Annotated in this window: 25 protein-coding genes; 13 read left to right on the top strand and 12 right to left on the bottom strand. The window is 53.2% G+C overall.

The annotated features are described in order from the left end of the window. Positions 1-18 precede the first annotated feature (18 nt). Positions 19-432: an EamA family transporter gene (locus IZU99_08345; protein UOO37261.1), complete on the bottom strand. Its 414-nt coding sequence runs from the start codon at positions 430-432 to the stop codon at positions 19-21. A gap of 129 nt (positions 433-561) precedes the next feature. Here IZU99_08345 and IZU99_08340 point away from each other — a divergent pair, with 129 nt between their 5' ends. Next, positions 562-1,446, top strand: coding sequence for a VanW family protein (locus IZU99_08340; GenBank protein UOO38797.1), 885 nt, complete (start codon positions 562-564; stop codon positions 1,444-1,446). A 56-nt stretch (positions 1,447-1,502) separates the two neighbouring features. On the opposite strand, the gene IZU99_08335 is transcribed toward IZU99_08340, so the two are convergent. From IZU99_08335 to IZU99_08325, 3 genes are read right to left on the bottom strand one after another with little or no spacing between them, the layout of a single operon-like run. Then, on the bottom strand, positions 1,503-2,774 hold the full coding sequence (locus IZU99_08335) for a peptidoglycan-binding protein (protein ID UOO37260.1): 1,272 nt from the start codon (positions 2,772-2,774) through the stop codon (positions 1,503-1,505). Positions 2,775-2,806: 32 nt separating this feature from the next. Continuing rightward, positions 2,807-3,490, bottom strand: coding sequence for a peptidoglycan-binding protein (locus tag IZU99_08330; GenBank protein UOO37259.1), 684 nt, complete (start codon positions 3,488-3,490; stop codon positions 2,807-2,809). A gap of 41 nt (positions 3,491-3,531) precedes the next feature. Next, on the bottom strand, positions 3,532-4,626 hold the full coding sequence (locus IZU99_08325) for a D-alanyl-D-alanine carboxypeptidase (protein UOO37258.1): 1,095 nt from the start codon (positions 4,624-4,626) through the stop codon (positions 3,532-3,534). A 157-nt stretch (positions 4,627-4,783) separates the two neighbouring features. On the opposite strand from IZU99_08325, the gene IZU99_08320 reads away from it, so the two are divergent. From IZU99_08320 to nrdG, 5 genes are all read left to right on the top strand, one after another. After that, complete coding sequence (locus IZU99_08320) at positions 4,784-6,034, top strand: MFS transporter (GenBank protein UOO37257.1); 1,251 nt, start codon at positions 4,784-4,786, stop codon at positions 6,032-6,034. Further along, a complete protein-coding gene (locus IZU99_08315; GenBank protein ID UOO37256.1) occupies positions 6,024-6,662 on the top strand; it encodes a hypothetical protein in 639 nt (212 codons plus the stop codon). The genes IZU99_08320 and IZU99_08315 overlap by 11 nt, the downstream gene beginning before the upstream one ends. Before the next feature lie 25 nt (positions 6,663-6,687). Next, positions 6,688-7,068: a hypothetical protein gene (locus tag IZU99_08310; protein ID UOO37255.1), complete on the top strand. Its 381-nt coding sequence runs from the start codon at positions 6,688-6,690 to the stop codon at positions 7,066-7,068. Between the two features lie 348 nt (positions 7,069-7,416). Next, positions 7,417-9,753 (top strand): anaerobic ribonucleoside triphosphate reductase, encoded by a 2,337-nt coding sequence (locus IZU99_08305; GenBank protein UOO37254.1) that lies wholly within the window; start codon positions 7,417-7,419, stop codon positions 9,751-9,753. A gap of 85 nt (positions 9,754-9,838) precedes the next feature. Then, entirely contained in the window at positions 9,839-10,327 is a 489-nt protein-coding gene (gene nrdG / locus IZU99_08300; GenBank protein ID UOO37253.1) for an anaerobic ribonucleoside-triphosphate reductase activating protein, read from the top strand. A gap of 80 nt (positions 10,328-10,407) precedes the next feature. Here the strand turns inward: nrdG and IZU99_08295 are convergent, their stop codons facing one another. The 6 genes from IZU99_08295 to rplM all read right to left on the bottom strand — a co-directional run bounded on the left by IZU99_08295 (position 10,408) and on the right by rplM (position 13,820). After that, on the bottom strand, positions 10,408-10,872 hold the full coding sequence (locus tag IZU99_08295) for a flavodoxin family protein (GenBank protein ID UOO37252.1): 465 nt from the start codon (positions 10,870-10,872) through the stop codon (positions 10,408-10,410). A gap of 128 nt (positions 10,873-11,000) precedes the next feature. Then, positions 11,001-11,516, bottom strand: a complete 516-nt coding sequence (locus IZU99_08290; protein ID UOO37251.1) for a PaaI family thioesterase — start codon at positions 11,514-11,516, stop codon at positions 11,001-11,003. Beyond that, positions 11,513-11,995, bottom strand: a complete 483-nt coding sequence (locus IZU99_08285) for a pyridoxamine 5'-phosphate oxidase family protein (GenBank protein ID UOO37250.1) — start codon at positions 11,993-11,995, stop codon at positions 11,513-11,515. Before IZU99_08285 ends, IZU99_08290 begins: the two co-directional genes overlap by 4 nt. Positions 11,996-12,099: 104 nt before the next feature. After that, positions 12,100-12,840, bottom strand: coding sequence for an epoxyqueuosine reductase (locus IZU99_08280; protein UOO37249.1), 741 nt, complete (start codon positions 12,838-12,840; stop codon positions 12,100-12,102). 130 nt (positions 12,841-12,970) lie between these two features. Beyond that, entirely contained in the window at positions 12,971-13,375 is a 405-nt protein-coding gene (gene rpsI, locus IZU99_08275) for a 30S ribosomal protein S9 (protein ID UOO37248.1), read from the bottom strand. Between the two features lie 13 nt (positions 13,376-13,388). Further along, on the bottom strand, positions 13,389-13,820 hold the full coding sequence (gene rplM / locus IZU99_08270; protein UOO37247.1) for a 50S ribosomal protein L13: 432 nt from the start codon (positions 13,818-13,820) through the stop codon (positions 13,389-13,391). A 241-nt stretch (positions 13,821-14,061) separates the two neighbouring features. Between rplM and IZU99_08265 the strand changes: the two genes are divergently transcribed. Then, complete coding sequence (locus tag IZU99_08265; protein UOO37246.1) at positions 14,062-14,799, top strand: adenine nucleotide alpha hydrolase family protein; 738 nt, start codon at positions 14,062-14,064, stop codon at positions 14,797-14,799. A gap of 206 nt (positions 14,800-15,005) precedes the next feature. Further along, positions 15,006-16,991 (top strand): flotillin family protein, encoded by a 1,986-nt coding sequence (locus tag IZU99_08260; GenBank protein UOO37245.1) that lies wholly within the window; start codon positions 15,006-15,008, stop codon positions 16,989-16,991. Between the two features lie 97 nt (positions 16,992-17,088). Here IZU99_08260 and IZU99_08255 read toward each other — a convergent pair whose 3' ends face one another. After that, positions 17,089-17,316, bottom strand: coding sequence for a hypothetical protein (locus IZU99_08255; protein ID UOO37244.1), 228 nt, complete (start codon positions 17,314-17,316; stop codon positions 17,089-17,091). Between the two features lie 86 nt (positions 17,317-17,402). Then, positions 17,403-17,885, bottom strand: coding sequence for a hypothetical protein (locus tag IZU99_08250; protein UOO37243.1), 483 nt, complete (start codon positions 17,883-17,885; stop codon positions 17,403-17,405). Between the two features lie 311 nt (positions 17,886-18,196). On the opposite strand from IZU99_08250, the gene IZU99_08245 reads away from it, so the two are divergent. The 5 genes from IZU99_08245 to IZU99_08225 all read left to right on the top strand — a co-directional run bounded on the left by IZU99_08245 (position 18,197) and on the right by IZU99_08225 (position 21,385). Beyond that, the gene (locus tag IZU99_08245) at positions 18,197-18,589 is read left to right on the top strand and encodes a helix-turn-helix transcriptional regulator (protein UOO37242.1); all 393 of its coding nucleotides are present in this window, start codon (positions 18,197-18,199) and stop codon (positions 18,587-18,589) included. 457 nt (positions 18,590-19,046) lie between these two features. Next, positions 19,047-19,430, top strand: coding sequence for a desulfoferrodoxin (locus tag IZU99_08240; protein ID UOO37241.1), 384 nt, complete (start codon positions 19,047-19,049; stop codon positions 19,428-19,430). 470 nt (positions 19,431-19,900) lie between these two features. Beyond that, positions 19,901-20,368, top strand: a complete 468-nt coding sequence (locus tag IZU99_08235; GenBank protein UOO37240.1) for a zinc ribbon domain-containing protein — start codon at positions 19,901-19,903, stop codon at positions 20,366-20,368. A gap of 64 nt (positions 20,369-20,432) precedes the next feature. Then, a complete protein-coding gene (locus tag IZU99_08230) occupies positions 20,433-20,786 on the top strand; it encodes a hypothetical protein (protein UOO37239.1) in 354 nt (117 codons plus the stop codon). Positions 20,787-20,866: 80 nt separating this feature from the next. After that, the gene (locus IZU99_08225) at positions 20,867-21,385 is read left to right on the top strand and encodes a zinc ribbon domain-containing protein (GenBank protein ID UOO37238.1); all 519 of its coding nucleotides are present in this window, start codon (positions 20,867-20,869) and stop codon (positions 21,383-21,385) included. Positions 21,386-21,446: the final 61 nt, after the last annotated feature.

Raw genomic sequence — 21,446 nt, 5'->3', positions numbered from 1 at the left:
ACGCCCGCTTGTTAAACACTAGACGATCAGAATAATGCCGATCATTGCCAAACATGCGCCGACGAGATGCGTTAAGGTCAGTTTCTCGCCAAGAAATAAAACAGCCGTCAAAATCGTCACGACAGGCGAGCAGGCCATAATGAGCATGACGATGGCTGGTGAGCCCTGCTTGAGCGCGGCAAAATAGGCGAGGTCGCCGATGAGCGTTGCCAGAATGGCTTCGAGGATCAGGAGAAATAACGCCTTGGAGGAGATGTCCTTAAGCTCTGTGATACCGCCGCTCAATAAAAGCCAGATTAAAATAGCCGTTGCCGTAAAAAACGTTCGGACGGAGAGGCCGACGAGCGGATTGATGTCTTTCAGGCCGAGCTTTGCAAAAATTGGCGAGACGCCCCAGCAGAGCATACCGATGAAGGCAAAAAAATAAACCATGTGCATCAGCTCCCATACCGTTTTATATGTCCAAACCATCCGCAATAGAAGAAATGTGCCAAATAGTTTGTCTTAGCGCGGCGTATACTAGCCAGAAAAGGATGTGGGAGTAATATCGTGAAAAAAACAATGATAATCCTATTAGCCGCCTTCTTGGCGCTGTCGCCGGGCGTGACAAAAAGCGCTTTGGCTCTCGACGCGCCGGAGAACGCCTTGCGGCCGCGCGGCGGCTTTGACCCGTTCATGACGGAAACGCTTGAGTCGTGCCAGACGACTGCTGTACCGTGGGAAAATGACACCGATTTTATCACGGCGAAGGGTGATAACAACTGTCCTGTCTTGATGGCGGCCTATAAAACGGTTCTGCACGACCCGCTGCCCGGCGAGGAGTCCAACGTCCATCTTGCCGCGCGTTATATCAGCGGGACCGTTTTAGAGCCCGGCGCTGTCTTTTCGCAGAATAAGACGGCGGGGCCTTATACGACGGAACGGGGCTACAGCATCGGGCCGACGTATATCGGCACGAGCTATTCCGAGACGATCGGCGGCGGCGTGTGCAAGATTGCCTCAACACTTTACAATGTTGCCGTATTGTCGGACCTTCAGATCACAGAGCGCCATCATCACGGGATGCCGGTGCCATATGTGCCGTACGGGCAGGATGCCACCGTCAGCTACGGGGCCAAGGACTTTCAGTTTAAAAATACGACGCCGGGGAAAATCCTTATTTGGGCGCGCGGCATCGATAATATCCTTTATATCGGTTTTTACGGCCAGACTGTGCCGCCGCAGATTACTTGGAACCATGACGTTCTGAAGGTCTTACCCGCCCCAATCCTGCAAAAAACAAATAAAGAGCTGCCGCCGAATACGGAAAAGGTTGCCCACGAGGGGCTGGACGGGGCTGTTGTGAGCTCGTGGATCGTCCGATTATACCCAGACGGGACGAGCAACGTGAAAGAGATGAGCCTCGATTATTACAGGCCGCTGCCGTGGGTCATTGAAAAAAATTGACAAAGCAAAGCGCGCCGTTGAAATGACGGCGCGCTTCTTGCGCGTTGAAGGCACCGTCAGACGATCCCGCCCAACAGCAAAATTTCCTCGTTTTGACCGTAAATGACGGGCAGCTGCGTCACGGGGACGGGATTTGAGCCGCGGCCGACTTCAACGGTGAAGCCCGGCCGTCTGAAGTCCTGGATAAACCAGTCTTTATACCCCGCGTAGGAGGCCTCCCCGGGGTTTTCGGATATATCGTAGCCGCTCACACGCCCAAAGAGCTGCGCAATCGTTGTCGACTCTGGCGGCTGCAGGTTCTGATATTGGTAATAGATGACCTCGCCTTGTGTGTGGTAGGCGATCACAAGGCGGAAATTGTGTTGCCGCGTGAAATTAACCATAGCCGCCGACTCCGGCTCGGACAGCGGGTAAGGCCCGCCGTAGTCGCGCGGGGCTGGGCCTGTAATGCCCTGCTCCAGCTCCAGCTCGTGCTCCTTATCCCAGTCGGCCGGGTAATTGAGATTTAAGTCGGTGCCGCGGATGTTTGCTTTCCAGACGCGTGGAATCGGCAAGCCGGTTTTGTTGAGCTGCGCCGCCTGTGTATAGGCCGGGTCCGGATAATTGGGCCAGTAGGTAACCATGTTGACGCCGTCTGGATTGACCATTGGGACGATGTAGAGACTCGCACGGCGCCAGATATCCGTTGTGCTGTAACTGCCCAGCCTGCCGCCGACGGCAAACGCCTTTGAGAAGTTTTCAATAAACTTCATAAGAAGCGGCGTCGTAATCCATTCGTTGGCGTGGTGCGACGCGTTGTATGAGACTTCATTTGTCCCGCGCCCAAGGCGAATGACGTAAAGGTTTTTGCCCATGACGCTCTGGCCGATAACGCCGACCTCCAGAAAGGGATACCGCGCGCGCAGGCCGCGGATTTGTCGCTCCATAATTTCATATGTATAGTCGATATCGGTAAAGACAACGTCGATGCCGAACGGCACGGTCAGGCGCTGTCCAATGGTGAGCGCCGTCGGCACGACGCCGGGGTTTGCCGTTTCGATGGCCTGAACCGTTGTGTAATAACGCCGCGCAATGGCATAGAGCGTATCACCCGGTCGGACGGTGTACACATCATACCCCAGTAAAAGCGGCTCAAACAGCGCCCACGTCCGCGGGCCGACGATGCCGTCCGGTGTCAGGCCGTTGTTCCGCTGAAAAGCGGCAACCGCCTGCTTTGTCCGCGACCCAAAGTCACCGTCTACAGGCCCTGCGTCGTAGCCAATCCTGTTTAAAAGACTCTGGATTAGCTTGACGTTCGGGCCCGTCGAGCCGATTAATAGTGTTTCCATATGCATCCCAGCTTTTCATAAAGTACTATATTTTATTGCGCCGGGATCAAAACGGGACTGTTTTTTTGTTCCTTAGACAGTCGCACGAGCTTCTCGTATGTCCGGCGGCCGACAATGCCGTCCACCGCTAGGTGATTTATTTTCTGAAAAGCGCGGACGGCGTTTTCCGTGACGTCGCCGAAGACGCCGTCGGCAGCGGCGGGATAATACCCAAGCTGATGGAGCGTCTGCTGGACGCTGAAAACATCGCTGCCAATCATGCCGCTTTCCATGGCGCGAAAAGGCATCCCATCAAATTTAATATGCACAATTGTACCCAGGGTCACAAGATTTTTTACGATGGCGACATCGTCGTTATGCATACGGATGCAGCCCTTTGAGGCGTTATAGGCACCGAGACTCCATGGTTCAATTGTCCCGTGGATGCCGTATTGGCCCCACGGCACGTTTAGGCCGATCCAGCTGCCGCCGAAGCCTTCGCCCCAATCGGCGATTTCTGTTACCATCCACGTCCCGACAGGCGACGGGGATTGAGGCTGACCGCCGGAGACGGGAAATGTTTCAATGATGACGCCGTCCACGTACACCGTCAGACGGCATGTATCAAGATCGACGAGGAGAAAGGTGCCCTTCTCCGGTACGACAATTCTGACGGCGGCGCTGACTGCCGCCGTCAATAAAATAACGACGGATGCTGCCGCGAAAAACAGTCGCAAGAACTTATGAAACCGCCTGATGATGAGCACCTCCTCCGCTGTTAAAAGATCGCCTTTAAAAAGCCCTTCAGACGGTTCGGCTTTTCCGATGCGACAGAGTCGAGGGCGATAAGCTCGGCGCGCGCCACAATATCGCCATTCAGCGTCCAGACGATTTCACCCATCTTCTGCCCCTTGACAATTGGCGCATACGTAAAACGCCGCATGGACAGGTGCATTTGAATGTGCGAGACCTCCGCACTCGCCAAAGCGGCCGTCGGGTTGTCACGGCTCGTCACCCGAACGCTGTCGCACGCACCGCCCGCAACGGCTGCCGTCAAAACAGGTCTCGCGGCAAAAAGGCGGACGTTTCTCAGCTTTTTAAAACCCTCGTTTAACAGCGCCGTGTGATCGCCCCAGTCGTCATGCCCATTCAGCGTTGCTGCCACGAGCGTGACGCCATCGCGGGCGGCGCAGGTGACGAGGCAGCGGCCGCTTTTTTTTGTGTACCCTGTTTTAATACCCATCGCGCCGTCATAAATATTGAGCATTTCGTTGTGATTAATCAGCAGGCGGCCGTTTTCGATGCCGTTATATGGGATACGCGTTTTGTAGGTTGAGACGATTTTTTTGAAGTCATCATTTTTCATTGCTGCCGCGCCGAGGCGTGCCAAATCGAGCGCCGTCGTATAATGCTCGGCGCCGTCAAGGCCGGATGGGTTCATAAAATGTGTGTTTTGAAGACCAAGCTCGGCGGCCTTTTCATTCATCATAGCGGCAAAGCCGTCGACTGTGCCGCCCAGCGCAATCGCAACGGCCGTGGCGGCATCATTGCCGGATTCCAGCAAAAGGCCGTAAGTAAGCTCGCGCAGCGTCAGCTTTTCACCGGGCTGAAGATAGATGGAGGACCCCTCAACACGCGCGGCTTCGGGCGGCACCGTTACCACCATGTCAAACATGCCGGACTCACAGGCTAAAAGGCCTGTCATAATTTTCGTTGTCGAGGCCATGGGGAGCTTTACATCTACATTCTGCCCCGTCACAAGCCGCCCGGTCGTCATTTCAATTAGTGCATACCCCTTGGCGGAGATGGCGGCGGTCGGCAGCGCAGGGAGAAAAAGAAGCATCAGCAGCAGCGTAACAAATTTTTTAAACATGATGTCACCTTAATTATATGATCACCTCCAGTTTGCGCCGCAGTGTTTTCAAATATAAAGACAATATCTGTCATTTGACGGCGCTGTTTGCGCAAAGCGGTTTTTTTAATGAAAATACACTCATATGATTAGATAGACAAACAATGGAGGCACGGCCATGGAGTTCAAACAATCGTTTAAAATCTGGCCGGGCCAATCATTTGCACCTTTTTTTCTGAGCCAGACGGCTGTTGCCAGCGCCGCCTGCATTCAGCTTATTGCCTTATCGCGCCTTTTAGTAACGCAGACGAATTCCGGATTTTATACAGGTCTCGGCGTCGTCACGGCACCCATACCGGGCGTTATTGTCTCACTGCTGGCCGGGCGCATCGGCGACCGTTTTTCATCGCGGCTGCTGCTCATTTTCTTTGATGTTCTGCGCGGCGTGTTTGTTCTTATATTTGCCTTTTCGAAAACGGCGGGTGCGACGCTCTTTGTCATGCTGGTCGTGAGCTTTCTTGACGTTTTTTACAGCCCGGCCCGCAGCAAGCTTTTCAGAGGCCTCATGACAGAGGGCGAGCTCCTCCGCGGGAGTGCCCTTCTGACAGGGGGAAGCGGCAGCGTCAATCTCCTTGTGCCAATGCTCACAGGCCTGTTCGTCCACACGTTCGGGGTGATGGCGGCCTTTGTCATAAGCGGAGCCTTCTATTGGCTCTCAGCGCTGCTGCTTCTCAAGCTGCCGCGTCAAGCACCGCCCGTTTCACAAAAGCGTGTCCGGCCGTTCGGCGCGATGGCAGAAGGCATCATAATCTGCCTGCGGTCACCAGAGCTCCGCCGCGTTTTGGCGCTCGTTGCCGCTCTTGACGTCGGAACAGTGGCCGTCAATATTGCCTTTTACGCCTACGCCTTTGATGTTTTGCGCGTCACAAGCCGCTACTGGGGTCTTTTACTTTCCGTGCTCTACGGTATGAATCTGTTTGCTATGCTCCTCCTGCTGCGGTATAAGAACTATTTTGATAAAAATCCCCTTTTGAAGGTTACGCTTTTTCTGCCAGTTATCGCGCTCGTCTGGTATTTGTACGGGCTGACGGGGAGCCTCGCCCGGATTTTAATACTCGCCGCCGCGGAAGGCCTGTTTGCATCCCTCGCGGGGACACTTCTGACGACGCGGCTTTTATCGTCGGCCGATAAGCGGTATGCCGCACGCGTGACGGGCGCGCGGGATCTTGTTTCCAGCGCATCCAAACTGATCGGCATCGGCGCGGCGACGCTTCTGCTCGTTTTTTTCCCGCCAGCCGCCGTTTTCATCTCGAGTGCGGCGCTGTTACTAGCGGCAGCCTTCTTGCTGCTGGCGTGGCAGGCGGATGACGGGGGGCAGAAGCATCACGGCGTGATAGCGCCTGAAGAAAGGAGCGGATATGATGAATGACGAGGGATGCTGCTTCTGTGGAAGCGGGAGAAGCCACGCGGACTGCCACAATCATATTCACCCAAAAAGCATCGTCGCGCGGCTATACCGCCTACAAAAGGGGACACCGAGTATAACCGGGCAGCAATGCCGCCCTAATGGCTTTCTCGTCTCCGAAGTGGAATTTGTACGGATTTTTGACCATATCGTCCGTCATTGGGATGGGGAAGAATGTCAAAAAGTGATCGATACAGCCTTGTCGCGCGCCGCCTCAGGCGGTGATTTTCCCTGCCTATTTCTTGATGAGAATGGCGCTTGCCGAATAAATGCCGCCCGGCCCCTCTTCTGCAACCCCCCGGATGACGACGCCTTGGCCTTTTGCGCGCGGCGCGCCGGGTTGTCTGTCAAGGCGGGGCAGGCCCTTGCCCGCTCTGCCGCTGCTGCCCGGGCGTTAGAGCGCTTTGTCTTCCTCCCGGCGCGCGGCGGGGTCCTCGTCCGCCGACCCGCGCCGCTTGACATATTCTTTGCGCGCGCTTTTCATGACGGCGCGATGGCCGATACCGTCATACAAGCCCCGTTTATGACAGCCATGCTGACGCTACCGGAGGAAGCGTATATCGCCTCGCTCGCGGTACATGCCGATGGATGATCGCGTTGATATACTGAGATTTTTAATGCCTCATCAAATTTATATGTTTTCCAACTACATTCGTGGTCTGGCTTATTCTAGGGGCATCGAGCCGGAAATGGACGACATGGTGTCGCTGGAAGTTATCGCGCTGGGGCATGCGTTTAATATGATCCTGCCGTTCCACGCGGGTGAAGGACTGCGTATGGCCTTCTTCCCGTCAAATTTTTCCGTCAAGCGCCGGACAAAACTCACCATTATTTCAACCTTGTCGGACAGCGTTGTCGTTGTTGTGATATCCGCCTTGACAATTCCTTTTGCGCATATAACGGATAAAACGATGCTTCAGGCCATGTGGATTCTGCTATACGTTTATATTGGCCTTCTTGGTTATCGGCCTCGCCGGGCTCGGCGTCGACAAGAGTGACGCGCTCTCAGTCAGTTTTCTTCTTCACATCATGCAGTATATGGCCCTTTTACCGCTTGGCGCGTTTTTATACGTCAAAGCCCTTCATGGTAAATATGGCCAGGCTATTAAAGCTGTGCTGCGAATAAACAGCTGATTCGGTATTGCCCAACAGTTTGAAAGAAAGCAAGGCTTGAAAAGACAGGGGATATAGGCTTTTGTATCACTTTTTCAGACGAAATCGGTCAAATTTAATAATTTTGTCTTGACGGAGCGCCCCACAAGTTGTATTATTATACTCACCAAAGGACGCGGACACACTATATGTAGTGGTTAGGCGTTTTTGATTCAGAGAAAGGGTGAGCGGGTATGCCAGTGACGAGCATTAAAAAGAGAGACGGGAGGACAGTACCGTTCGACGTCGCCAAGATTGCGGAGGCTGTCAGAAAGGCGTTTGACGCGACCTACAGACCCGACAGCAACGGGACGGCGACCGAGCTTGCCAACGAAGTGTTATCGATTCTCGAGGTCGAGGGTAACGAAGCGCCCGACGTCGAGCATATTCAGGATATCGTCGAAAAGGTTTTAATGGATAACGGCTTTGTGACGACGGCAAAGGCCTATATTCTTTACCGGGACCAGCGCAGCCGCCGCCGCCAGATGAATACGCGCCTGATGCAGACGTATGAGGAGATCACATATGCCGACGCGCGCGACTCAGACGTTAAGCGCGAAAATGCCAATATCGACGGCGATACGGCCATGGGCGTCATGCTCAAGTACGGCTCCGAGGGGGCCAAGCAGTTCTATAACATGTTTGTCTTAAACCCCGATCATGCCAAAGCCCATACGGATGGGGACATCCATATACACGACCTTGACTTTTTGACGCTGACGACGACGTGTACACAGATTGACATCACAAAGCTCTTTAAGGGCGGTTTTTCAACCGGCCATGGGACGCTGCGCGAACCAAACGACATCGCCTCCTATTCGGCGCTTGGCTGTATCGCCATTCAGTCTAACCAAAACGACCAGCACGGCGGGCAGAGCATCGTCAATTTTGACTACGGAATGGCCGAAGGCGTCAAGAAGACGTACATCCGTCTTTACCGCCAGAACCTCGCCAAAGCGATTATGCTCTGGAAAGGCCTGACGGAGGATATTGAAAACGACGTCAAGGAGATTGTCGCCGCTGTCCTGGCGCAAACGGGCCTTGTGCCGACGCTTGAAAACAACGCATCGTATCTCGCGGCAGAGCTCCCGCTCCTTGTCGACCGGTTCGGCGACGCCGACGGCATGCAGAAGGCGCAGCAGCTGGCGCTCCGCTATGCCGAGAAAGAGACCGACCGGGCGACCTATCAGGCGATGGAGGCTTTTATCCACAACCTCAACACGATGCACTCGCGCGCCGGCGCGCAGACGCCGTTTTCCTCCATCAACTACGGGATGGACACGTCGCCCGAGGGCCGCATGGTCATGAAAAACGTCATGCTCGCCACAGAGGCTGGCCTCGGCAACGGCGAAACGCCGATTTTCCCAATCCAGATTTTCCGTGTCAAGGACGGCGTCAACTTAAACCCCGGCGAGCCGAATTACGACCTGTTCCAATTGGCCTGCCGTTGTTCGGCCAAGCGCCTGTTCCCGAACTTCTCGTTTGTGGACGCGCCATATAACCTCAAATACTATAAGGAAGGCTGCCCTGAAACGGAAATTGCCTACATGGGCTGCCGCACGCGCGTCATCTCCAACGTTTTTGACCCCGAGCAGGAATTCTGCAGCGGGCGCGGCAATCTGTCGTTTACGTCTATTAATCTGCCGCGGCTGGCCATCAAGGCCAAGGGTGACCTTGGGCGCTTTTTTGAGGACCTCGATGCCAAGCTGACGCTCGTTGTCGATCAGCTTTTAGAGCGCTTTGAAATCCAAGCCCGCAAACATGTGTATAACTACCCGTTTTTGATGGGGCAGGGCGTCTGGGTCGACAGTGACAAGCTCGGCTGGAATGATGAGGTGCGTGAAGTTATTAAACACGGCACACTGACCATCGGCTTTATCGGCCTGGCCGAAACGCTTGTCGCCCTCATCGGGGAGCACCACGGCCAAAGTGAGCGGGCGCAGAATCTCGGCCTCGAGATCGTCAGCCATATGCGTGCCCGGTGCGACGCCGAAAGCCGCAAGCGGCATTTGAACTTCTCTTTGATTGCTACGCCCGCAGAGGGCCTGTCCGGCCGCTTTGTCAAGCTGGATAAAAAGAAGTTCGGCGTCATCCCCGGCATCACAGACAGAGATTACTATACGAACAGCTTCCACATCCCCGTTTATTTCCCGATCAGCGCCTTTGATAAAATCCGCCTTGAAGCGCCGTATCACGCCCTGACAAATGCCGGGCACATCAGTTACATCGAGATGGACGGCGACCCCATGGAAAATCTTGAGGCGTTTGAAAAAATTATCCGTTATATGCAGAAATGCGGCGTCGGTTACGGGTCCATCAACCACCCGGTTGACCGTGACCCCGTCTGCGGCTATACGGGCATCATCAAGGACGAGTGCCCCCACTGCGGCCGGACGGAGAGCGCGGAAGCCGTCGGCTTTGAGCGCATCCGGCGCATCACCGGTTATCTCGTCGGGACGCTGGATCGCTTCAACAATGGCAAGCGTGCCGAGGAGGCCGAGCGCGTCAAGCACGGCTGCAGCTTAACGTAACGCTCAGTAGGGGGCGATGCCCACATCGCCCCGTGGCGCAGCTTGTACCGCTCCTGACGATCCTGTCTAGAAACGGAGGCCTTTTATGCGTATCGCCGGAACAGTTCAGGAGTCGATTGTCGACGGGCCTGGCCTCCGCTATGTGGTGTTCACGCAGGGTTGCCCCCATCACTGCCCCGGCTGCCACAATCCCGAAACGCATGACCCCGTGGGCGGCACTGAAAGACCTGTCGAAGCGATTATTAAAGAGCTACTGTCAAACCCTTTAACGGACGGCGTGACGCTCTCAGGCGGAGAACCGTTTATTCAGGCGGGCGATTGTGCGGCGATTGCCGAGGTGGCAAAAAACGCCGGTCTCACCGTTTGGGTGTACTCCGGATACACTTTTGAAGAGCTCATTATTTCCCCTGACCCGGCAGTTTTGAAGCTCCTCCGGCTGACCGATGTGCTCGTAGACGGGCCATTTGTCCTCGCAGAGCGCAGTCTCACCCTCCGATGGCGTGGCAGTAAAAATCAGCGCCTCGTCGATGTCACGAAAAGCTTCGAAGCAGGCTGCGCCGTGACGCTTGATTAATCATGAATAAATCATAAGCCCTTGCCCGAAGCAGCGGTTGCCGCCGCGCCGGGCAAGGGCTCTCATTTGCGCTTTGAATATCAGACCAGACAGAATTCCGACAGCACCGTTTCGATCTGCTCGTCACGCGCAGGACTTGTCCAATTGACGATGCCGGTATGAACAACGCTGCCGTTTAAAGAGGCTGCCAGACGTGTCATCTGTCTGACCGCCCGGTTGCCGCCCATCCAGGGTTTTTTCAGATACTGTGTGACAAAGCAGGCAACTTTTTTGCCATTTATGGAGGACATTTGCTGAAGGTAGACCTTCATGACGGGTGAAATTGAAAAGGCGCGGACAGGTGCGCCGAAGATAACGTAATCGTCACCAGATACATCCGGTGCTTCGGCTAAAAGAACGGGCTGGTTTGAGGTGGGGTCCTCGTTTACGGCGATTACGCGTTTGAGCGCAACGGTATGCCCCTTGGCGGCAAGCGCCTCTTTCAGTCGCTCGCCGACGGAGAGCGTGTTTTGGGTGTGAGAATGAACGACGATGCCAATATTCATATACATGTCACCTTTCAATCGGAATTCCGACTATTATTAACCAACGATAATATCGAGTTGACGGGTCACCTGCAAGCACCAACCGCATATTTATGCTTGACAAATTAGCAACTGATATTTTGGAGGAATCATCCTTCCTCCGGCACCTCCAGCGCTACAGGGTCGCCATCCCGCGGGAAGAGTGCCCAGACATCGGCATCGCCGTCAAACGCCGAAATATCAGAGAGCTTCATCTTCATATACCGTGCTGTGGCTGTCACAGCGACGGTGCCGTCCGGTAGGATTAGTCGCCCCTCGCCGGAAAAGAGCCGCCGTTTGTTTTCGGTGATTTTTCCGATGATAAGGAGCGGCACGTCGTAGGGAACGGGCTTTTTATAGCGCGTTATGATCTCCACGGTGACACCCCAGGCGTCCGGCTCGGTAATGTTTATAGCCCGGCCAATCGTCTCGTCAAGAAGCGCCGACGAGACGCCGCCATGCACGCGACCGGGATAGCTCTGGTGGAAAGAGCGGGCGATGGCCGTCGCAGCGAGCGTCCCGTCCTCCAGCTCATAAAACGCCGTGCCGAGCGACGCGTCGTTCGTAACACCGCAGACAAAGCAGCGCGAGGAATTGTTTTGCTTTCGGACGACTTTCTTTTTCATTCCTGACCTCCGGCTTCAACGAAACGGCGCTTTCCGGTAATCCGCTCCAGCTCAATGCCATAGACAGCCGTGATACCAAGTGCCACGCATTCGGACGCTGAGGCACTACCCGCCCGGCAATGGTTTAGTAAAAGCTCAAGGCCCTTGATAGCCTCGGCGGTATCGGCTTTGTGGATCGTGCCGAAGCCAATCACACTTTCATACTCGGTTGTGATGCCGTGCCCCGTGCCGGTATAGCGGTAAAAGATATCCGCCTCGACGCAAACCTTATTGTTTTTTAAAATAAGCTCGTGCTTGAGCCCTTCCGTCGCACCGTGAAAATAGATTGTCACCGCGCCGTCTGCCGCTTCATAGCCAAACGACAGCGGCACAACGTATGGATACTCGTCGCCATTTAGCCCCAGCCGGATTGTCTGGCACCGATCGAGAACACCGACGATGTCGTTAAAATCTTTTATTTCCCTGTCCGCTTTGCGCATGGTTAAATCTCTCCTAAAATATGTACATCAGGTTTGGCGATTTAATACACGACCCTTATCATGAACGCACTGAACTGTCCACTATCTTTCATGTCCCAAAACAATCACAAATTTCGACTGATATAGCCCTGGGTGTACGAACAAATCTCGATGCATTTACCGCAGAGGGTGATGTCTTTGTTCAGGGCCTTTGCCGCAATCTCGCGGGCCTTTAACCGGCACGCCATGGCGTCGAAGTATGTGTCTCGGTCCATTTCGGCGTGCCAAAGACGCCCTAAAATCGCCTTACCCGGGCAGGCGTTGGTGCAGATCATGCAATCGCCGCATTTCGGAGTCATAGCGGCACCAGCGCATTGAAGCGGCGCATTCGTCAAAACAGATGTCAGGCGTACAGCAGAACCGTATTGTTCCGTGACAAACAAGGCGCTCTTTCCGATCCAGCCGAGACCAGCGCGGACGGCAACGGTTTTATGCGGCATGATCGTCCTGAAAACGCCGTATTCTTTTGTCGCGGAAACCGTTTGAGGGTAAGCTTGATAGCCTGCTTTATTGAGAGCCTCGGCGCACAAAACAGCCAGCATATCGAGTTTTTTATTCAAAGCGTGATACTGTTGAAAATAATCCATCGTCGGGGCGGATCGAATGTCGCCAATAACGTCGCGCGGCAGCGCCACAGCGATTGAAATGCCCTTGGGAAATCTGGGGATGTCAAACGGTGCTGTTTCGGAATCAACGCTGCGCGGTAACGCTAGAACATCCGCGTTTTGATAAAGCCCGTCGATATCAGCAAAACCAATCAATGAGGCACCATGATCAGTCAGCAGCTTCGTTAATTCCTGATTCATCGGGCAACCCCCATTAGAAAATTATACAGTAATAATATCATTAAACGATTGAATTGTCACTCAAGCGTACCTGCCAACACAAAAAAGGCCCAACGCCGTGGCGTTGAGCCTTTTGATAACTTTTGAGAATCTATCTCTTGGAGAACTGGGGCGCGCGGCGGGCGGCTTTGAGGCCGTATTTTTTACGCTCTTTCATACGCGGGTCACGGGTGAGGAAACCGGCGGCCTTGAGGGCCGGGCGGAAAGTCTCGTCAACCTGCAGCAGGGCGCGGGCGATGCCATGGCGGATTGCGCCGGCCTGACCGGTAACGCCGCCGCCGACAACGGTGGCGACAATATCAACCTTCCCGGCTGTGCCGGTCGTGTTGAGAGGCTGGCGGACAAGGAGCTTGAGCGTCTCAAGTCCAAAATAATCGTTCATATCGCGGCCGTTAATGGTCACGGTGCCGGTACCGCCGGGGAAGAGGTGGACGCGGGCTACGGAGGATTTCCGTCTGCCTGTGCCGTAGACGTAAGGCTTTTTGCTTGTATACATGTTAAATCCTCCCTTATTCCTGCGTCCAGGCAACGGGCTGCTGCGCCTCGTGCTTATGGACGGCGCCCTTGAAAATACGCAGGCGTTTCATGGCCAGACGGTCAAGGTTATTCTTCGCCATCATGCCCTTAACGGCCAGCTGCATGGCAAGCTCCGGCCGTTCGGCCATGAGTTTTTTGTACTGAATTTCCTTCAGGCCGCCAACCCAGCCGCTGTGACGACGGTAGAACTTCTGGACGAGCTTGTTGCCGGTTAGGACAGCCTGCTCAGCGTTAATGATGATGACAAAATCACCGCAGTCCACGTTTGGCGTGTAAATCGGCTTGTGCTTGCCGCGGAGCAGAACAGCAGCCTGCGCAGCCGTCCGGCCGAGCGGCTTGCCGGCCGCGTCAAGGATGTACCATTTGCGCGAAACGGTCTCCTTTTTCGCAAGAGTCGTTGACATAATATATCCCCCATACGGTTAAATAATTTTTGACAAAAAGGGCAAGGGCACGTAAAATACTTGCAAATCGTGCTTTACTTTTATAACATACCGATATTTTGATGTCAACAGCTAATTTCAAAATTTTTAATTTATCACACGGTGAACTCTCATATACTTCAATTATCTCTCGAATTCTGAAGAATGCTTCGAATCGAATTTTAAATTATCCGCGACGAAACGGAAGGGCAAGGTACGCGAAATGAACAAATTCACAGGACTCGTCCGCCGCTGTGCGGAGGATTACCGCATGATTGACGATGGGGACGTTATCGCCGTCGGCGTTTCGGGCGGGAAAGATTCCGTCGCGCTTTTGTGTGCGCTTCATAACCTGAGCCGGTATTATCCGAAGCGCTTTAAGCTGCATGCTATGACGATAAGCCCCGGCCTTGAGGGGATGGATTTTACACCGATTGCCGATTTGTGCCGCAAGCTCGATGTGCCTTATACGGTACATGAGACACAGCTGGCTAAAATCATCTTTGAAGACCGGCAGGAGAAAAACCCATGCGCGCTCTGCGCCAAGATGCGACGCGGCATGTTAAATGATCTGGCGCTTGGGCTCGGCATCAAAAAGCTCGCCCTCGCGCACCATTATGACGACGCCGTCGAAACATTTCTCCTGTCGCTTTTTTACGAAGGGCGGATCAGCTGCTTTGAGCCTGTCACATATATGAGCCGCGCAGGCGTGACACAGATCCGGCCGCTCTTATACGTTGGGGAAGCGTCAATCAGGAATCTCGTTTCGCGCTATGACCTGCCGGTCGTTCACAACCCCTGTCCCAAAAACGGCAAAAGCAAGCGGGAAGAGGTCAAAACGCTCCTTAAAACGCTTTCCGCGCAGTATCCCGATTTAAAAAGCAAAATCTTCGGTGCGATGCAGCGCCAGCCGCTTGACGGCTGGGAGCCCGAGACGCATGCGCGCCGTCCGCTGCCGTAACGTCATCGCTAACGGGCGCACAGACAGATGCCTGTGCGCCGTTTTTTTTGGCGGAAGTTTATGTTGTTATTCGTGTCAAATTAAGGTAATATATGTCATAAGGCGTCGGATTCCGGTGCCGTCCTATTGAGACGGCTTCTGGACTGATACAGCCGGGCATACACTGTGTGAGCATACTCAGGCGATTTTAGAAAGGGTGAAGCAGCATGAACATTCTGATGATTCTGTTAGTGACGCTGGCCGGCATTTTCGCGCTCTATCTTTTCCTGGCTAAAATTCTTGGAATACGCATCATAAATCCCAACGAGGTTGCCGTCGTTGAAAAATGGTGGAGCTTTAGGGGGTCTTTGAAAGATGCCATCATCGCCTTGAACGGGGAGGCAGGCTATTCGCCGGATCTTCTGCGCGGCGGCATCCATTTTAAAACGGTGCTCATGTACCGCATCCATCGGTACCCGCTCATCACCATTCCGCAGGGGCAGATTGCCTATATCTTCGCGCGTGACGGGATTCCCCTCCCGCCGATGCAGACGCTCGGGCGCGTCATTCCGGAGGCTAACAATTTTCAGGATGTCAGAGGCTTTCTGCAGGCGGGCGGCCAAAAGGGCCCGCAGCGCGGCATTTTGAGAGAAGGGACGTACGCCATCAATCTGGCGCAGTTTATCGTCATCACGGCCAACGAAATCAAAACGATTTTCAGCGGGACAAAAGCGGAGATGGCGGATATCTCCAGCATGCACCAGACGCTTATTGAGCGGGACGCGTTCCGCCCGATCGTCATTATGGGAAAAGGCCGCGATGCCAGTGACTATATGGGTATCGTGACGGTGCATGACGGCAGGCCCCTGCCGGAGGGCGAAATCATCGCGCCGGATGTCGGCGAGGCGCATGCCAATTTTCAGGATCCCGAAAAGTTTTTGTCGCTTGGCGGATACCGAGGCAAGCAGATACGCGTGCTGATCGACGGCACCTATTACATCAACCGCCTGTTTGCCACCGTTGAGTATAAAGAAAAAACCGTTGTGCCGATCGGCTTTGTCGGCGTTGTCGTCTCGTTTTTCGGCAAGGAGGGCGTCGATACGACCGGTGCTGATTACAAGCACGGCGAGCTTGTCGGGGAGGGCTGCAAGGGCGTCCTTGAAAAGCCCCTGATGCCCGGTAAGTACGCGTTTAACACCGACGCGGGCAAAATCGTCCAGGTCCCGACGACAAATATCATTCTCAAATGGAACAAAGGCGAAGTCGGCGACCACAAATATGACGAGAATCTCGCTGAGGTTGACATCATTACGAAGGACGCATTTGAGCCATCCCTGCCACTGTCTGTCGTTATGCATATCGACTACAAGCAGGCCCCGTGGGTCATCCAGCGCTTTGGTGACATTAATATGCTCGTCAACCAGTCGCTTGACCCGCTTGTTGGCGCGTATTTTAAAGATGTTGCCCAGACAAAAACGCTGATCGAGCTCATCCAGGAGCGCAGCAGTATCCGCGAGCGCGCTGTGCTGGAAATGCGGGAGAAGTTCAATAAATATAATCTCGAGCTTGAGGAAGTCCTCATCGGCACCCCGAAATCGACAAATGTCAACGACAAGCAGATTGAAAATATTCTGATGCAGCTGCGTGACAGGCAGATTGCCGAAGAGAAGAAGACGACATATCAAAAGCAGCAGGAGGCGGCTGTCAGCGAGAAATCCCTGCGCGAAGCCGAAGCGGTCGCCGCCCAGCAGAGTAAGCTGACGGAGTCCAAAATTCAAATTGACGTCGAGCGCAATATGGGTGCCGCGCTGGCCAGCAAGGCCGAGCAGGAGGCCAACCAGATCACGGCGCTTGCCAAAGCAAACGCCGAAAAGGTGCGCCTGGAAGGTGAAGCCGAAGCTTCCAAGGAAAAGGCTGTCGGCGTCGCGAAGGCAAACGCTATAGAGGCACAGGTTTTGGCATACGGCGGTGCCGAATACCGCGTGACACAGGAGGTCATCGACAAGCTGACGGATGCCATCAAGAATTCCAAAGTCGACCTCGTGCCGAAAACCGTGGTCAGCATGGGCGGTGATGGCCAGAATGCCGGCAGCGGCAGCGTGGTGCTCGAAACGCTTTTAAAGCTCATCACGCTCGGTCAGCTTGGCATCAGCCTTCCCGATACGAGCGGAAAAAGCGACGCTGAAATAATAACGCCGGAAAATGGCAAATAATCCGGCTGACAACGCCATCTGAGATAAAAAGCACGTTGACGGCAAACAACCGTCAGCGTGCTTTTTTAAAGAGTTTATTCTGCTTGGTACGACAGCTTTACCCGCACGAGTGTCCAAGCGCCATCAGCCGCCGCCACGCGCGTTTTCGTGCCTCGGCAGCAGACTCCGGCGTGGCGCGGAAGGTACAGGAGCGCATCTCCTTCAGGCAATAAACGTCCCGTAGCGCCCGGCAGGCGGGGTGGCCGCCTCTATCAACATAAAAGGCAAAGCAGTTTGGGCGTGCCGTCTCCCGGCCGGGGAGATATGGTAGCTTTTTTCTAGGCATCAGGCCACCTCGCTTGTACTGAACTGGCTCGTATCAGTGTTATACAGCGATAGGGCACCTGCCGCGTCGGTGCAGCAGGATCGTGTTTAACGATCGTGTGTCGCGTCAAATTCGCCATACGTTCCGCCTCTTTTCCGAAAAGCAACCGTCTCATGCTCACAGCCGAGAAGCTCGGCGCGCTCAGAAAGACTCATTTCCTGAAACTTGTCCTCCAGACAGTCGGCACAAAGCGTCTCGCCGTCCTCCCAAATGTAAAGCTCCTCGCCCTCATAGAGCTCATGGCCGCAGTCGGCCGTTATACAGCGATCATTCTCCGGCGGGCCGGGGGGCGGCTCCGGGATATCCGGCCGGTGCCGTATGTCCGACGTTGTGCCAATGCCCGGTACCGATACATGGACTCGGCTCCAGGGGCGCGGGGCAGTCCGCATTAAATAACGCGTGCAGGCGTCTGTCGGGCAGCCGCGTGTGCGAAACATGAGAAGCGTATAGTCACAGGTTTCTGTGTAGGCGCTGTAAAACAGGCAGTCCGGACGGCAGGGAATGGGTACTAATACACCGTTTTCAGTCATCAAATTGGCTCCTTTCGTTAAAAATCTAACTATTCCATCGATTTAAAGAGTGACATTTTGTGGTAAATCACGACAATTTTGTTGTTGACGGCCAACCGGTCATAGATTATAGTAGTAATTACTAATTAATGGATATTGTCTCAAATTGTGCTGTGAGCTAGGTGATATTTCGCATATTTTGGCGCGGGGGTGAGCGGATATATGGCTATATGCTGCGTAAATTGTAATTTATTACCAATTATACATACAAAATTGTAGTATGTCAAGAATGGCGGCTACAATTTTGTATTTATATTGGGAGTGACAAAAATATGTACGAACGCTTGGATATATTGCTACGCAGCCGCGGCATGACGCCCTATAAGCTGGCAAAAGACGTTGGGATGTCACAGAGCTCACTGAGCGAGTGGAAGCGCGGCAACAGCATCCCGAAGCATGAAAAGCTTGTCAAAATTGCCCGCTATTTTGATGTTCCCGTCGACTGGCTGACAGAGGAAATGCCTGCGGATGTACAGGTGGGTGAGGAGAGGCTCTTAGAGCGCTTGACGGTGCTCGTCAAAGAAAAGCTCGCCGCTCCAGAGTGGAACGACGAGCAGGCAAAGCAGAATCTCGAGCTATTCAACGCCCTGTCGGCGGAGAAAAAGCAGGAGGCGCTCCGGTATCTTCGGTATCTGACAGCTCTGCAAGAAGCAGAGAAACAATAGACGTGTCTCCAAGACAAACTTGTAATTTCATAAATTCCTGATCGTCCATTTTTACCTCCTTTTCTCTCATCTGGAGAGGCAAGATAAATATAGCATATTTTCTAATAAATGTAAATAAAATGTCGACATAAAGATGAAAAAATTGTACCGTGCATAAAGGAACTGTGGGCACTAAAATACAATATGTATGAGAAAATTGCCTGCCATAAATCGCGAAGAATGATAAATTGTTGAACAAATATCGCAATATCCTGTAATTAATAAGAATAATGAGAGATAAGTGAGAATATAAAACAAGTTTACATTTTACTTTAATGACGTTATTGATCTAGAAATAATTGTACCTTTTGGCGGCGTATGGTATACTTGAAGCAACCATTGCAAAAACCGGAAACAGCCAGTGTGCTGGGCAGCCGAAAACATTCAGCCGATACAAGCGGCGGGAAGAGGGACATTTATGAATTGTGAAATGCGTTTTTTTGTCTGCAAGCATTGCGGAAATCTTGTCGGACTCATTTTGGCTTCTGGAAAGCCGCTGTCATGCTGCGGTGACGAGATGACGGCGCTTGAGCCTAATACTGTTGACGCCAGCCGCGAGAAGCATGTGCCTGTCGTCGCCGTCAGCGGGAACAAAGTTACCGTCACGGTCGGCTCTGTGTTGCATCCGATGACGGAGGAGCATTACATCATGTGGATATATCTACAGACGGCTGCTGGTGGTCAGCGCAAATGCCTCAAGCCCGGCGACAAGCCGGAGGCCGTGTTTACGCTTGAGGGTGATATGCCGGTAGCGGCATACGCTTACTGCAATCTGCACGGTTTGTGGAAAACAGAAATTTAAAAAGCGCTGTTTTCGGTGCATGAAGAAGCAGGGATTCCTTTGAATCCCTGCTTCTTCTCAGTCAGTGTTTTACTGTTTTGAGAAAGGACAGTTGTCTCTGGTTTTTGCCCGTATACCGAATGCGGCAAAGAACGGGCCGATTGACATCATTCAACTCAACCATCTCCCGGCAGACATCCGGCCGTATGACCGAATGGCGTCGTTTTTTACAGTTTCAAACCTGAACATATTATCTTTTGACACGACGTCAGAAAGCATTCTGAATATCCATCGTGTCCAAGTATAGTTTAACGCCAAAATGACCAACTATGTGTCAGCACACATGGTAAATTCTTTTGAATTTTCAGAAATCGTTTGAAATATTGCCCCTGTTGTGCTAAAGTTACACTGGAAGCAGGTATCTATTTGTGCTGTACTGTCAGGCTCGTTTCATATAATGCTTCAATGATGTTGAAAGGAATGAAGAACAGATGGCGTTTTTTGAGGATCTCGGCAAAAAAGTGACGCAGACAAGTCAGGATGCGATCAAAAAAACGAAGATTTTGGCAGAGACAACAAAAATTAACTCGCAGATTTCGGCGGAGAAGCGCGCTATCAGCGATAGTTTCAGCAAAATAGGCGAGAAGTATTTTGAGCTCTTTGCCGAAAATCCTGATGAAAATCTGGCTGTGTTTGTCTTGGCGGTAAAAGAAGCGCAAGCCAAAATTAACGATTTTGAAGAGCAGATTAATAAACTCAAGGGCGCTGAGAGCTGCCCATCCTGCGGCGCGTCTGTGACGGAAGGCAGCCTCTTCTGCACGTCCTGCGGCGCAAAGCTGACACCGCCCCCCGCCGAGGAACCGGTCGCTGCACCGGAGGTAAAAACATGTTCCGGCTGCGGTGCTGTTTTAGCTCCCGGCGCTGTGTTCTGCTCCGGCTGCGGCCAGAAGACTGAATAATGGCGTCGCCTCTAGGCACGCCATCGACTAAAGCAACTAATACATACTGAAAGAGTGATTGTTCTTGAATTCAAAGACTAAACGCATTGTCATCATCGCGTCAGCAGCCGTTGCCGTTATTGCAGTCGCCCTGTTGTCGATCTATTTCATCACGACCGCGAACCCTGTTCTCGGCACGTGGTCGGTTGGCGGGGAAAACTCCGGCCTCACGCTCACGTTTGACAGGAACGAAACCGTTGTTATGGAATCCAACGGTGTGAAAACAGAATCGACGTATGTTGTCACGGGTGACAAGCTGACAAAGACGGATTCCGACGGCCAGACAATGTCCGGCCAGTTTAAAATCACTAAGGACAACGGGAAAACACAGATGGAGTGGAATATCGGCAACCGCACATTGAAGCTTTATAAACAATAGCGGGATAGTAGTATGCGCAAGTATCGCCCGACCGGTGATGATCAATCCATAAAACAAAAATGAAAAGAGAGGTTTTTCAGATGTTTTGTTCCAATTGCGGGACGAAAAACAGCGAGGGGAACGCTTTTTGCGTCAGTTGCGGTGCACCGCTCGGTGCCAGCGCACCGTCGGCTCCGGTTCAGTCGGCGGCAGCCGGCGGCGCATATGCTCCGGTACAGACAGCCGTCATGGCACCGCCAGCCAAGAAGCCCAATTATACACTGATCGGCATCATTTCCGTGGCAGCTGTCGTCGTCATTATCGCAGCAATCGTCTTAATTGTGATGTTCTCCGGTGGCAAGAGCTCTCTGATCGGCACCTGGACGACGGAGTATTACGGTGTTGAATTCTCGCTCACCTTCAACAGAGACGGTACGGTTGTTTCGGAGAGCTATGGCGACACCGAAACGTCCAAATATTCTGTCAAAGGCGACGTGCTTACCGTAACGGATTCCGACGATTATACGTCCTCGGGGCAGTTTAAAATCTACAAGGCAAACGGCAAAACAGCGCTCGACCTGACATATGAAGGGTTTACACTGACGCTGTATAAGAAATAGCGATGACGCAAAAGCTGCCGCAGGATGACCGGGATCGTGTCCCGTGACGCCACGGCAGCTT

This window comes from Oscillospiraceae bacterium CM (assembly GCA_022870705.1).
Lineage (GTDB): Bacteria > Bacillota > Clostridia > Oscillospirales > Oscillospiraceae > Sporobacter.
Note: the sequence above shows the minus strand (reverse complement) of the source record. Positions and strands in the feature narration are given on the sequence as shown.